Genomic DNA, 12,433 nt, shown 5'->3' with positions numbered 1-12,433 from the left:
ACGGCGCCGCAGCCGCCCAACGACACCGCGCGGCACCCCCCCATCGCGGCTTACGCCGCGGCAGCAAGCCGCTCCCGCGGCACGAACCGCACCCGCGGATGCCCGTCGTGCCAGCCGACCGACAGCCGCAGGCCGCCGAGGCGGGCGAGGACCAGGGCGATGGTGACGGCCGCGGCGGCGGTGACGGCACCGCCCGCCGCCAGGCCCGCCCGGACGCCGTACGCGTCCGTGATCCAGCCGGCGATCGGCGCGCCCAGCGGTGCGCCGCCCATGAAGACCATCATGTACAGCGCCATCACGCGGCCCCGCATGACCGGGTCGGTGGCCATCTGGATGCTGCTGTTGGCGGTGACGTTCACCGTCATGCCGAACATGCCGATGGGCACCATGAGCAGGGCGAACAGCCACAGCGAGGGGGCGAGCGCGGCCACGATCTCCATCGCGCCGAAGGCCACCGCCCCCGCGACCAGCACCCGCATCCGGGCCGTACCGCGCCGGGCCGCGAGCAGCGCGCCCGCGAGGGAGCCGACCGCCATCAGCGTGTTGAAGAGGCTGTAGGAACCCGCACCGGCGTGGAAGACGTCGTCGGCGAAGGCGGACAGGTAGACGGGGAAGTTGAAGCCGAAGGTGCTGACGAACCCGGCGAGGACGATGGTCCAGATCAGCTCCGGGCGCCCGGCGACATACCGCAGGCCCTCCCGCAGCTGCCCCTTGCCGCGCGGGGCGCGCTCGACGACGTACAGCTCACGTGCCCGCATCAGCAGCAGACCGGCGATGGGCGCGACGAAGGAGAGACCGTTGGCGAGGAACGCCCAGCCCGTGCCGACGCCGGTGATCATCAGGCCGGCCACGGCGGGGCCGATCAGGCGGGCCGACTGGAAGTTCGCGGAGTTCAGGCTGACCGCGTTCTGCAGCTGGTCCGGGCCGACCATCTCGGAGACGAACGACTGACGGGCCGGGTTGTCGACGACGGTCGCCAGACCGACGGCGAAGGCGGCCAGGTACACGTGCCAGACCTGGACGTGTCCGGTGAGGGTGAGGACGGCGAGCGCGATGCCGGTGGCGGCCATCGACGACTGCGTGACGAGCAGCGTACGGCGCTTGGGCAGCCGGTCGACGAGGACGCCGCCGTAGAGGCCGAAGAGCAGCATCGGCAGGAACTGCAGGGCCGTCGTGATGCCGACGGCGGTGGCGGAGCCGGTGAGGCTGAGGACCAGCCAGTCCTGGGCGATGCGCTGCATCCAGGTGCCGGTGTTGGAGACGACCTGGCCGAGGAAGAACAGGCGGTAGTTCCTGACGCTCAGCGAGCTGAACATCGAGGACTTGCGGGGCTTGAGGGCGGATGTGGATCGGTGGGCGTCCGGTGCGGGTGCGGAAGGTGTTCCGGGTCCCGTACTCAAAAGGGTTCGCCTCCTTGTGACTGTCGCTTACAGGTGTGCGAGCTTCTCCAGTACGGGGGCGGCGGCGCGCAGTTTCGCCCACTCGTCCTCGTCGAGGCCGTCGACCAGGGTGGCCAGGAAGGCGTTGCGCTTGCGGCGGCTCTCCTCGAGCATCGCCTCGGCCTGCTCCGTCTTCGTGACGACCTTCTGGCGCCGGTCCTCCGGGTGCGGCTCCAGGCGGACCAGTCCCTTGGCCTCCAGCAGGGCGACGATGCGCGTCATCGACGGCGGCTGGACGTGCTCCTTGCGGGCGAGCTCACCGGGGGTGGCCTTGCCGCAGAGGGAGAGGGTGCCCAGCACCGACATCTCGGTGGGGCTCAGCGACTCGTCGACCCGCTGGTGCTTGAGCCGACGCGACAGTCGCATCACGGCGGAGCGCAGAGAGTTCACGGCGGCAGCGTCGTCGCCATGGGTAAGGTCCGGCATGTTCTTTAGCGTAACTCATTACCCTGACTAAAGACCACCGGATACAACATCACTCATCCGGGTGATTCGGTGGCGGAACGTGACACACCGAGTCGCCGGGTGCGGCAACCCTCGTGTTCATGGGGACCAGCGTGCTCAGCCTGCGGATAGACCATGAGCTGCTCGAACGACTCCGAGAGCATGCGGCGAAAAGAGGAATGAGCGTCCAGGACTATGTCGTCCGGACGCTCATCCGCGATGACTTCGACGAGCGGTTCCAGACCGCCGTCGAGGAGACCGAGAAGTTCTACGGCCTTACGTGAGACGGCTCACGTGAGACCCAGCGCCGGCATCAGGTAGTAGAAGCCGAACACCGCCGCCACGACGTACATCGCGACCGGCACCTCCCGCCCCCGCCCGGCGGCCAGGCGCAGCACCGCGAAGGTGATGAAGCCCATGCCGATGCCGTTGGTGATCGAGTAGGTGAACGGCATCATCACCATCGTCACGAAGGCCGGGATCGCGATGGTGTAGTCGGCCCAGTCGATCTCCTTGACCGAGTTGGCCAGGATCAGGAAGCCGACCGCGAGCAGAGCCGGGGTGGCCGCCTGGGACGGGACCATCGTGGCGATCGGGGTCAGGAACAGCGCCACGCCGAAGAGGGCACCGGTGACGACGTTCGCGAATCCGGTACGGGCGCCCTCGCCGACGCCGGCCGTGGACTCCACGAAGGCGGTCGTGGCCGAGGAGGAGCTGGCGCCGCCGGTGGCGACCGCGAGGCCGTCGACGAACAGGACCCTGTTGATGCCGGGCATCTGGCCCTGGGCGTCGGTCAGCTTGGCCTCGTCGCTGACGCCCATGATCGTGCCCATGGCGTCGAAGAAGCAGGACAGCAGGACCGTGAAGACGAAGAGGGTGCCGGTCAGTGCGCCGACCTTGTCGAAGCCGCCGAAGAGGCTGACCTGGCCGATCAGACCGAAGTCCGGGGTCTCGAAGGGGTTGCCGGGCCACTTCGGGGTCGTGAGCCCCCAGGACGGCACCTTCGCGACCGCCTCGATGACGACGGCGAGCACGGTCATCGCGACGATCGAGATCAGGATCGCGCCCGAGACCTTGCGGACGATCAGCGCGAGGGTGAGCAGCGCGCCCAGGATGAAGACCAGGACCGGCCAGCCGTTGAGGTGACCGTCGCCGCCGAGCTGGAGCGGGACGGTGGTGTGGGCGGCGTCCGGGATGCGGGAGACGAAGCCGGAGTCGACGAGGCCGATCAGCATGATGAACAGGCCGATGCCGATGGAGATGGCCTTGCGCAGGCTGTAGGGCACGGCGTTCATGACCCGCTCGCGCAGGCCGGTGGCGACCAGCAACATGACCACGAAGCCGGCGAGCACCACCATGCCCATGGCGTCCGGCCAGGACATCCGGGGTGCCAGCTGGAGGGCGACCACCGAGTTCACGCCCAGACCGGCGGCGAGCGCGATCGGCACGTTGCCGATGACGCCCATCAGCAGTGTGGTGAACGCCGCCGTGACGGCCGTCGCGGTAACCAGCTGGCCGTTGTCCAGCTGGTGGCCGTACATGTCCTTCGCGCTGCCGAGGATGATCGGGTTCAGCACGATGATGTAGGCCATCGCGAAGAAGGTGGCGAAACCGCCGCGGATTTCGCGCGGCAGGGTGCTGCCGCGTTCTGAGATCTTGAAGAAGCGGTCGAGTGCGCCGTAGGCGGGGCCGGCTCCCGGCTGTTCAGGGGCGGGGACCTTGGCGGGGGCCGAGGTGGGCATGCTTTTGGCTGTTCCTACGAAGAGAAGTGGTCAGGCACAAACCGTTTCAGTATGAACATATAAAGCCGCGATCGGCCATCTCCGCGCGTAGACCTGATCGCCTCGTAAGCTGTCTGCCATGGCGAAGTGGACCCCCAAGCACGAGGCGCCGGAGCCCCTGGAGGGGCCCGTGGTCGCGACCATCACCGGCGGCACGATCCTCTGGTTCGTCCTCTTCGTCGTTCAGCTGCCCTTCTACGGCTGGTTCGACGACCACGGGCACGCCTGGTGGGTGTGGACCTGCCTGGCCGGCGGCGGGCTGGGGCTCATCGGCATCTGGTACGTCCGCAGGCGCGACGCGGCCATCAAACGGGCGGCTGCGCTGAAGGAGACCGAGGAAGGCGCCAAGGCGCCCGCGGAGTAACCACTCCGCGCGTACAACCACGGCACCACATCGCCCCGTTCCCGTCCTCCCCAAGTCGGAACTTCCGCGCACTCGGCGGGTGAAGCCGTAAATCCGCACGTACCGTCGAATGCATGACGCATACCGACGCGGGCGCCGAAGTGGACAACCCTGTGCACCCCGCCCCCGCCCCGGTGGCGACGGGCGGGCTCACCGCGGCCGAGGTGGCCGAGCGGGTCGCGCGCGGGCAGGTCAACGACGTACCGGTGCGCAGCAGCCGGTCGATGGCCGACATCGTCCGCGCCAACGTCTTCACCCGGTTCAACGCGATCATCGGCGTGCTCTGGCTGATCATGCTGTTCGTCGCGCCGATCCAGGACAGCCTGTTCGGGTTCGTGATCCTCGCCAACACCGGCATCGGGATCATCCAGGAGTGGCGGGCGAAGAAGACCCTCGACTCGCTCGCCGTGATCGGTGAGGCGCGGCCCACGGTCCGGCGGGACGGGGCCGCCGCCGAGGTCAGTACGTCCGAGATCGTGCTGGACGACCTGATAGAGATCGGGCCGGGGGACAAGGCCGTCGTGGACGGGGTGTGCGTCGAGGCCGACGGGCTGGAGATCGACGAGTCGCTGCTCACCGGGGAGGCCGATCCGGTCGTCAAGCGGCCGGGTGACCAGGTCCTGTCCGGCAGCTTCGTGGTCGCGGGCGGCGGCGCCTTCCAGGCCACCAAGGTCGGCCGCGAGGCCTACGCCGCCCAGCTCGCCGAGGAGGCCTCCCGGTTCACCCTCGTCCACTCCGAGCTGCGCTCCGGCATCTCCACCATCCTCAAGTACGTCACCTGGATGATGATCCCGGCCGCGATCGGCCTCATCGTCACCCAGCTCTTCGTGAAGAACCGGGACCTCGACGACTCCCTCGCCCGGACCGTCGGCGGCATCGTCCCCATGGTCCCGGAGGGCCTGGTGCTCCTCACCTCCGTGGCCTTCGCCATCGGCGTCATCCGCCTCGGCCGCAAGCAGTGCCTCGTGCAGGAGCTGCCCGCCATCGAGGGCCTCGCCCGCGTGGACACGGTCTGCCTGGACAAGACCGGCACCCTCACCGAGGGCGGCATGGACGTCACCGAGCTGCGGGCCCTGGGCGGCAACGAGGAGGAGTACGTACGGAAGGTGCTCGGCGCCCTCGGCGAGTCCGACCCCCGCCCGAACGCCTCCCTGAAGGCCATCATCGACGCCTATCCGGACGCCGAGGACTGGCGCTGCACCGAGTCCCTGCCCTTCTCCTCCGCCCGCAAGTACAGCGGCGCCACGTTCAGCGAGGGCAACGGCGAGGTCGGCACCTGGCTGCTGGGCGCCCCCGACGTGCTGCTCCCCGCCGACGACCCCGCCCTGGCCGAAACCGATCGGTTGAACGAACAGGGCCTACGGGTCCTGCTGCTCGCCCGCGCCGACCGCGACCTCGACGATCCCGAGGTCGCCGAGGGTGCCAAGCCCGCCGCCCTCGTCGTACTGGAACAACGGCTGCGCCCGGATGCCGCCGACACGCTGCGCTACTTCGCCGAGCAGAAGGTCCGGGCCAAGGTGATCTCCGGGGACAACGCGGTGTCCGTGGGCGCGGTGGCGACCAAGCTGGGCCTGACCGGCACGACGGTCGACGCCCGCACGCTCCCGCGCGAACGGGACGGTATGGCGACGGCCATCGACGAGGCCACGGTGTTCGGGCGGGTCACCCCGCAGCAGAAGCGGGACATGGTGGGCGCGCTGCAGTCCCACGGGCACACCGTCGCCATGACCGGCGACGGCGTGAACGACGTCCTCGCCCTGAAGGACGCCGACATCGGCGTGGCGATGGGCTCGGGCTCGGAGGCCACGCGAGCCGTCGCACAGATCGTGCTGCTGAACAACAGCTTTGCGACGCTGCCGTCGGTGGTCGCGGAGGGGCGGCGGGTGATCGGCAACATCACCCGGGTCGCGACCTTGTTCCTCGTGAAGACCGTCTACTCGGTGCTGCTGGCGCTGATGGTGGTGTGCTGGCAGGTGGAGTACCCCTTCCTGCCCCGCCACCTGACCCTCCTGTCCACCCTCACCATCGGCGTCCCCGCCTTCTTCCTGGCCCTCGCACCCAACAAGGAACGCGCGAAACCCCATTTCGTACGGCGGGTCATGCGGTACGCGATCCCGGGCGGGCTGGTTGCGGCGACGGCGACCTTCGCGACGTATCTGATCGCCCGTCACTACTACACGGGCGCGGACACGTTGCCCGCGGAGACGAGCGTCGCGACGCTGACGCTGTTCCTGATCTCCATGTGGGTCCTGGCCATCATCGCCCGGCCCTACACCTGGTGGCGTCTCGCGCTGGTGGCCGCGATGGGGCTGGGATTCCTGCTGGTCCTGGTCGTGCCCTGGCTGCAGGAGTTCTTCGCGCTGCGGCTCGTCGGGATGACGATGCCGTGGATCGCGGTCGGCATCTCGGCGGTGGCGGCGGTCGCCCTGGAGCTCACGTGGAGGTGGGTCGACCGCCGGTTCCCGGCGTAGCCGGGGCGCCTCACCTCACTCGGTCAGGGGTTCATAAGCTGAGGCGGTTGATCACGTAGACGTCTCAGCTGCACAGGAGTGCCCAACCATGAGCTGGCTCCGGGAGACCCTCGGTGAACTACTCGGTGAACTGTTCGAGTGGGTCACCGGATGTCTCCTGATCCTCTTCCTGCTCGTCTGGTGGATCGGCGGCCCCGGGATGGCCGCCCTTCTGTGGAGCGGGGGCGACAAGCGCATCGCGGTCGGGTTCCTGGCGGCCTGGACGATCGTCACCGCCCTGTACTTCACGGCGTCCCGGCTGATCCGCCGCGCCCGGCGCGCTTGAGCCCCCGCTCGGGGTTCTGCTGCGAGGTTCTGCGGCGCTGTCCTACTGGACGTCGATGAAGTCGCCCGTGGCGATGACCGCCGGGGTCGTCGTCGTGCCGGCGAAGGTGTAGCGGAAGTAGCCGTCCACGGAGGCCGTGACCGTCGTCTTCAGGTCGCCCGTCGAGTTGGTCTTGACGGTCTTCACCGTGGTGTAGGTGTTGCTGCCCTTCTTGCGGAACTGCAGGTTCACCGGCTGGTTGACGTACCCGTGGTACTTGTTGTCCTCCCAGTTGGCGCGGGAGAGCTTGCCGGTGACGGTGATGGGCTTGCCCTTCTTCACCGGCTCCGGGGAGGCGTTGACGGTCAGCTTCGAGGCACGCTGGACGAGGGTGGTGCCGAGGCCGTCCTGGCCCTTGTAGCCGACCTTGGTGATGTCGAAGGTCTCGCCGTCCGGGTCCTGGCCGTTGAAGGCGGTGGCCTCCGCCGCGGCCCTCCAGGTACCGGCGTCCGTGTTGATGAGCTCGTGGGCGCCCGGGTAGACGTCGATGGTGCCCTTGCAGTCGGCGGTCGTCGCCGAGGTCGCGGTGCACTTGGCCGGCTTGTTGCCGTAGAGCATGTTGTCCGGGCCGGTGAAGGCACCCTTGAAGATGATCGGGTCGGTGACGAAGTCGGCGGCCTTGATGTCGACGTCCGCACCGTGGGTCAGCGTGTACGTCACCGTGGTGGAAACGTGCTCGGTCGTGCCGACCTTGACCGCCTTGGCGATCTTGAAGTTGGAGAAGGAGACGTTCAGGGCATACGGCTCACCCTCCGCGGCCGCGGCCCGGCCGGACCCGGCCTGCGCGGCCTGGCGGATCTTCGCGACGTCGGCGCGGTAGGAGGCGGCGGAGTCGTCGGCCTGCGCGGCCGGCACGGCGAAGGCGGAGAGGGCCAGGGCGCCGGAGAGAGCGGAGACGGCGGCCACGGTGGCTCTGTTGCGCATGCGTTCCCCTGATACGGAAAGGGGCCCCGCTGGTCGTCGCGGCCTGCACTGGCGGTCACGTCGGGGCCCGAGTGATCGTGGGGCCTGTTGGCCCATGTGATCAGATGGGCGGCAGGGGGTTGCGGGTTGTGTCCTCGCCGCGGAATTTTCGTGAGCTGCGTCACGAACTCCCGGCGTAAAACCGGAAGTTCGTGACGCATGCCCAGCTTTTCCTGCTGCGCGCGAACTACTACTGCACGTCGACGAAGTCACCCGTGGCGCTGACCGCCGGGGTGGTCGAGGTGCCCTCGAAGCGGTAGCGGAAGTAGCCGTCCGTGGACGCGGTGACCGTGGTCTTCAGGTCGCCGTACGTGTTCGTCTTGATGGTCTTCAGCGTGGTGTAGGTGCTGGAGCCCTTCTTGCGGAACTGCAGCTTCACCGACTGGTTGGCGTAGCCGTTGTAGGTGCCGCGGTCCCAGTTGGCGCGGGTCAGCTTTCCGGTGACCGTGATGGTCTTGCCCTTCTTCACCGGCTCCGGGGAGGCGTTGACCGTCAGCTTGGAGAAGCGCTGGAGCTTGGTGGTGGTCAGGGCGTCCTGCTCCGCATAACCGACCTTGTTCAGGTCGACGTCCTCGCTGAACGGGTCCTGGTCGTTCCAGTCGATGACGTAGCCGAACGCCTTCCACGTGGTGGCGTCGGCGTTGGTCAGCTCCTCGGCCGGGTAGATGTCGATGGTGCCCTTGCAGGTGTCGACCGTGGACGAGACCACGGTGCACACCGGCCAGTCGTCGCCGATCAGGGAGTTGCCGTTCTCCGGATCGCCGTACACGCCGCGGTAGATCTCGACATCGACCCACGTGTCCTCGGCCTGGAGGTCGACGTCCTCGGAGTGGGTGACCGTGTAGGTCACCGGGACAGTCACCTTGTTGCTGATGCCGGCGACGATCGGCTTGCCGTTGTTGACCTTCACGTTGGAGAAGGTGACGTCGAGAGCGTACGGCGTGCCCGAGTAGTCCTCGGCGGCGTAGGTGCTGCGGGCGGCGCCGTCGGCGTCCGCCTGACGCGCGGCCTGCACGGCCGCCTGGACGTCTTCCTTGCCGTACGAGGGCGCGTCGGCGGCCTGCGCGGCCGGCACGACGAGAGCGGAGAGGGCCAGGGCGCCGGTGACGGCGGCCACGGTGGCTCGAATGCGCATGCGCTTCCCCATATGGAGAGGAGCCCCGCGGCTCTCGGGCACGCGGCCCGTGTCACGCGGGGCTCAAGTGATCAAGGAGTCTGTTGACTCGGTTGATCAGATCTACGACGGGAACGAATGGTTGTACGGCCCGTGAAGATTTTGTGCACTGGACCTTCGGCCACATGTTCTTGCCGGCGGCGAGCGCGGGCGGCACCGCCAACGCCGCCGCGAACGGCGACACCGGCTGCACCGCACAGACGGCCGGCCCACCACATCCGGTGGGCCGGCCGTTTCGGACTCAGTCGAACCACCGATCCCGCGCCAGCTCCCCCGTCCGCGAAGGATCCTCCAGCAGCGCCGCCACCTCGAAGCGCCGCGGCCACTGCCCCGCTGCCCATGCGAGCCCCGCGGCGACGCCTTCCAGGGTCGCGGCGTGCAGGGCGCCGTCGTCCGTCAGGCGCCAGTCGATCTCCACGCCGTCCACGACGAGCTCCTCGTGCTCGACGTACGACGCCGGCGTCCGCGCCCCGAGCAGCACCCGCACCGAGTCCGGGACGTCGTGCTCGGTGCCCTCGGAGTCGACCGAGCCCGTCACGGACTCGCTCAGCCGCCGCACCTGGAACAGCTCGGCCAACTCGGCGGCCCGCGCAGGCCGTACGGGGAGCAGCGGCACGCCCTGCGTGAAGGGCAGCAGGTCGGGTGAGTCGACGACCACGGCGTCCGCCGCGTCCACGACCTCGACCCGCCCGTCGATCACGGCCCGCAGCTCGTCCGGCAGGGTCACCTGCTCGGGGTCGAGCTCGGCCAGGGCGCCGTACAGGGCGTGCAGTTGGGCGGAGGTGACGGGGCGGTCCGGGTCGGCCAGGCGGTCCAGCAACTCCGCCGCGCCGCCCGGCTCGTCGAGCAGCGCGGCGACGGACGTGCGCACGCCCAGCGCCCGCAGCACCTGCTCGTCGTCGAATCCGGTCGCGTCGGCCTCGTCGTACAGGCCGCGCAGGAGCGGGTCGCCGCCGGAGGCGAGCAGACCGGCGGGGCGGCGGCCGTCCAGCACCGGATGCCCCCGCAGCCACCAGGCCGTGTACGGCCGTACGACTTCGTGCGTGCCGTCGGGCAGCAGGATCCGCACCTGCTGGGTGAGCGCGTCGCGCAGGGGCGGCTGGGCGAGCAGGGCGAGGGCCTGCGGCCACTTGTCGTCGTCCACCAGATCCAGGTCGCGTACGGCGATCAGCTCGGTGGCGACCGGCGGTACGGGCGTGTCCGGGAAGCGGTCGAGGATGTCCTCGCACCACACGTCCACGGCATCCAGCAGACCGGCGTCGTCGGGCTCGGCGAAGTCACCTTCGCGCGGCTCCAGTTCGTCCGGGTCGAGGACGACGTCCGTGGCCCGGACGAGGGCGAAGTTGGCGAGGACGCCACAGGCGGCGAGTGGCTGCTCTCCCCATTTCTCCGCCAGCTCCGCGTCCACGGTGGCGAGTTCGTCCTCCCGCATGACCTGGGCGAAGGGGCTGCCGGGGAAGACGAGTTCACCTGCGGGGGCCAGTTCCCCCTCCTCGTCCGGCAGTGCGAGGGCACCCAGCCAGGGCTCGTCGCCGGGGTCCAGGCCCGCGTCCCGTACCAGCGCGAGCACGGTGTCGGCCAGTTCCTCGGCGTCCGGGGCGTCCTCCTCCCAGCTCATGCCGCCGTCCTCGTCGAGGGAGGCGGCGACTGCGGCGCGCACCTGGGGGGTGGTGAGGACGGCGCGGGGCGTGGCCGGCAGGGCGCCGAGCTTCTCCAGGAGGGGGTGGGCGGCGTCCGGGTGGGCGACCTTGAGGCCGAGGCGGGCGAGGATCTCGGGGTCGACGGGGGCGCCGTCGGGGGTGGGGAGGAGGACCTGACGGGGGCCGATCGTCGTCCGGCCGTCGGCGAGCGGCACGGGCAGGCCGGACAGCCGGTCCGGGTCGACTCCGGCGAGGCTGTCGTAGAGCCGTCGCCACCAGCCGGGGTCCTTCTCCAGCCCCGCCAACCGGTCGACGGCGTCGGTGAGCGGGACGCGGGCGACACCCAGCGTCCGCAGCTCCACGCGCCGTTCGAGCCCGGCGGGGAGCAGCGTGGGCAGCACCTCGGCCAGCACCCGCACGGTCTCCGCACCGGCGCCCTCGACTACCTCGGCGTCCCGCGGCCGCAGCGACTCGGGCAACTCGGAGTCGTGCTCGCGCGGCTCGACGGCGGGCGGCAGGAAAGAGGTCCGGGGCAGGCGCTCCAGGACGGCCTGACGCAGGGCCCCGTCCAGCTCCCCCTTGCCGAGCGGGCCGGGCACGAGCCCGATGATGCCCTCGCTCACCGGACGCCAGTCGGCGAGCAGTTCGGCATACGCGTCCGCAGCGCGCTGCACGAGGAAGTCCGTGAGCGGGCCGGGGGCGGCGTGGCGGCGGGTGGTGTCGAGGGGGAAGGAGGCGATGAGGAGGGCGGGGACGCCGAGGGGTTCGTCGCTGGGGGTGGGTGCGTGGAGGACCGGGGCGGTGCGGGGCCGGGCGGGCGTGCTGTCGGCGGCGTTGACGGGCACGGCCCAGGTCAGCGACCAGTGCGGCCGCAGCCGCTCCTCGACCGGCCGGTCGGCGAGGAGGTCGGGCGTGAGGGGGCCGTGGGCGGCGGCCGTACGCCAGTGGGTGACGCCGTTGCGTGAGTCCTCCACGACGGTGAAGGGCCCGTCGATACGACGGCGCAACGTACGCGGCTCGTCCTCACCTTCCTCGACCACGACCTCCTCGAGGCCCGGGAGCGCGAGGAGCAGGGCGTCGTCGACGGCGTGCAGCAGGCGCTCGGCGAGATCGGCGGCCGCGGTGTCGCGCAGGGGAAGGATGACGGCGGTGTCGTACGGGTCCGGGGCGGTGCCCTCGGCGGCGAACGGCAGCCGGAGGAGGGGCACATGCCCGTCACGGCGCCGGATCTCGTCCCCGAGCCCGGGGCTGTGGCGGGCGGTCTCGGTCGCCAGCTCCCGGGCCTCGGCGAGGGACCAGCGCACCCCACCGTGCCGCCCGACGACGGCGGGCTCGTCCGTCACGGCGAGCACGGCGGCGAACCCCACGCCGAAGCGCCCCACGGCGCCCTGCTGGGTGTCCCGCTTGGCGGAGGCGCGCAGGGTGGACAGCGACTCGACACCGGCGGCGTCCAGCGGGGCGCCGGTGTTGGCGGCGACGAGAACACCGTCGCGCAGGGTGAGCCGAAGCCGCCCGGTCACGCCGGCCCTCGCTGCGGCATCGGCGGCATTTTGAGCGAGCTCGACGACAAGCCGGTCCCGGTACCCCCCGAGGACGAGGTCCTCCTCGGCGTTGGCGTCCTCCCGGAAACGGGCGGGGCTGGTGGCCCAGGCGTCCAGCACTCCGCGGCGCAGACGGGCCGTACCGAAGGGGTCGGCGCCTTCGGCTGCGGGCCGCACGAACTTGCTCACGTTGACTCTCCTCATCGGCGTGAT

Annotated in this window: 10 protein-coding genes; 4 read left to right on the top strand and 6 right to left on the bottom strand. The window is 70.2% G+C overall.

Annotation, left to right across the window (positions count from 1 at the left end):
- Nucleotides 1-50 precede the first annotated feature (50 nt).
- Both ACZ7L6_RS21285 and ACZ7L6_RS21280 read right to left on the bottom strand, forming a co-directional pair.
- Complete coding sequence (locus ACZ7L6_RS21285) at nucleotides 51-1,400, bottom strand: MFS transporter (protein ID WP_471926100.1); 1,350 nt, start codon at nucleotides 1,398-1,400, stop codon at nucleotides 51-53.
- 27 nt (nucleotides 1,401-1,427) lie between these two features.
- Nucleotides 1,428-1,865, bottom strand: coding sequence for a MarR family winged helix-turn-helix transcriptional regulator (locus ACZ7L6_RS21280; RefSeq protein WP_471926098.1), 438 nt, complete (start codon nucleotides 1,863-1,865; stop codon nucleotides 1,428-1,430).
- A gap of 119 nt (nucleotides 1,866-1,984) precedes the next feature.
- Between ACZ7L6_RS21280 and ACZ7L6_RS21275 the strand changes: the two genes are divergently transcribed.
- Nucleotides 1,985-2,167 (top strand): ribbon-helix-helix protein, CopG family, encoded by a 183-nt coding sequence (locus tag ACZ7L6_RS21275; protein ID WP_441273936.1) that lies wholly within the window; start codon nucleotides 1,985-1,987, stop codon nucleotides 2,165-2,167.
- 6 nt (nucleotides 2,168-2,173) lie between these two features.
- Here ACZ7L6_RS21275 and ACZ7L6_RS21270 read toward each other — a convergent pair whose 3' ends face one another.
- Complete coding sequence (locus ACZ7L6_RS21270) at nucleotides 2,174-3,625, bottom strand: NCS2 family permease (RefSeq protein WP_471926096.1); 1,452 nt, start codon at nucleotides 3,623-3,625, stop codon at nucleotides 2,174-2,176.
- 118 nt (nucleotides 3,626-3,743) lie between these two features.
- On the opposite strand from ACZ7L6_RS21270, the gene ACZ7L6_RS21265 reads away from it, so the two are divergent.
- From ACZ7L6_RS21265 to ACZ7L6_RS21255, 3 genes are all read left to right on the top strand, one after another.
- Complete coding sequence (locus tag ACZ7L6_RS21265; protein WP_471926094.1) at nucleotides 3,744-4,028, top strand: DUF2530 domain-containing protein; 285 nt, start codon at nucleotides 3,744-3,746, stop codon at nucleotides 4,026-4,028.
- Nucleotides 4,029-4,141: 113 nt separating this feature from the next.
- Nucleotides 4,142-6,538 carry a cation-translocating P-type ATPase gene (locus ACZ7L6_RS21260; RefSeq protein WP_471926092.1) on the top strand — a complete coding sequence of 799 codons (2,397 nt, stop codon included), beginning with the start codon at nucleotides 4,142-4,144 and terminating at the stop codon, nucleotides 6,536-6,538.
- An 88-nt stretch (nucleotides 6,539-6,626) separates the two neighbouring features.
- On the top strand, nucleotides 6,627-6,863 hold the full coding sequence (locus tag ACZ7L6_RS21255) for a hypothetical protein (protein ID WP_471926090.1): 237 nt from the start codon (nucleotides 6,627-6,629) through the stop codon (nucleotides 6,861-6,863).
- Between the two features lie 42 nt (nucleotides 6,864-6,905).
- Here ACZ7L6_RS21255 and ACZ7L6_RS21250 read toward each other — a convergent pair whose 3' ends face one another.
- From ACZ7L6_RS21250 to ACZ7L6_RS21240, 3 genes are all read right to left on the bottom strand, one after another.
- Nucleotides 6,906-7,826 carry a hypothetical protein gene (locus ACZ7L6_RS21250; protein ID WP_471926088.1) on the bottom strand — a complete coding sequence of 307 codons (921 nt, stop codon included), beginning with the start codon at nucleotides 7,824-7,826 and terminating at the stop codon, nucleotides 6,906-6,908.
- Nucleotides 7,827-8,055: 229 nt separating this feature from the next.
- Nucleotides 8,056-9,000, bottom strand: coding sequence for a hypothetical protein (locus tag ACZ7L6_RS21245; RefSeq protein WP_471926086.1), 945 nt, complete (start codon nucleotides 8,998-9,000; stop codon nucleotides 8,056-8,058).
- A 280-nt stretch (nucleotides 9,001-9,280) separates the two neighbouring features.
- A complete protein-coding gene (locus tag ACZ7L6_RS21240) occupies nucleotides 9,281-12,409 on the bottom strand; it encodes a sacsin N-terminal ATP-binding-like domain-containing protein (protein ID WP_471926084.1) in 3,129 nt (1,042 codons plus the stop codon).
- Nucleotides 12,410-12,433 lie beyond the last annotated feature (24 nt).

The organism is Streptomyces sp. NPDC107522, assembly GCF_055657525.1.
The sequence above is the reverse complement of the archived record's forward strand: the minus strand, read 5'-3'. Positions and strand labels throughout refer to the sequence as shown.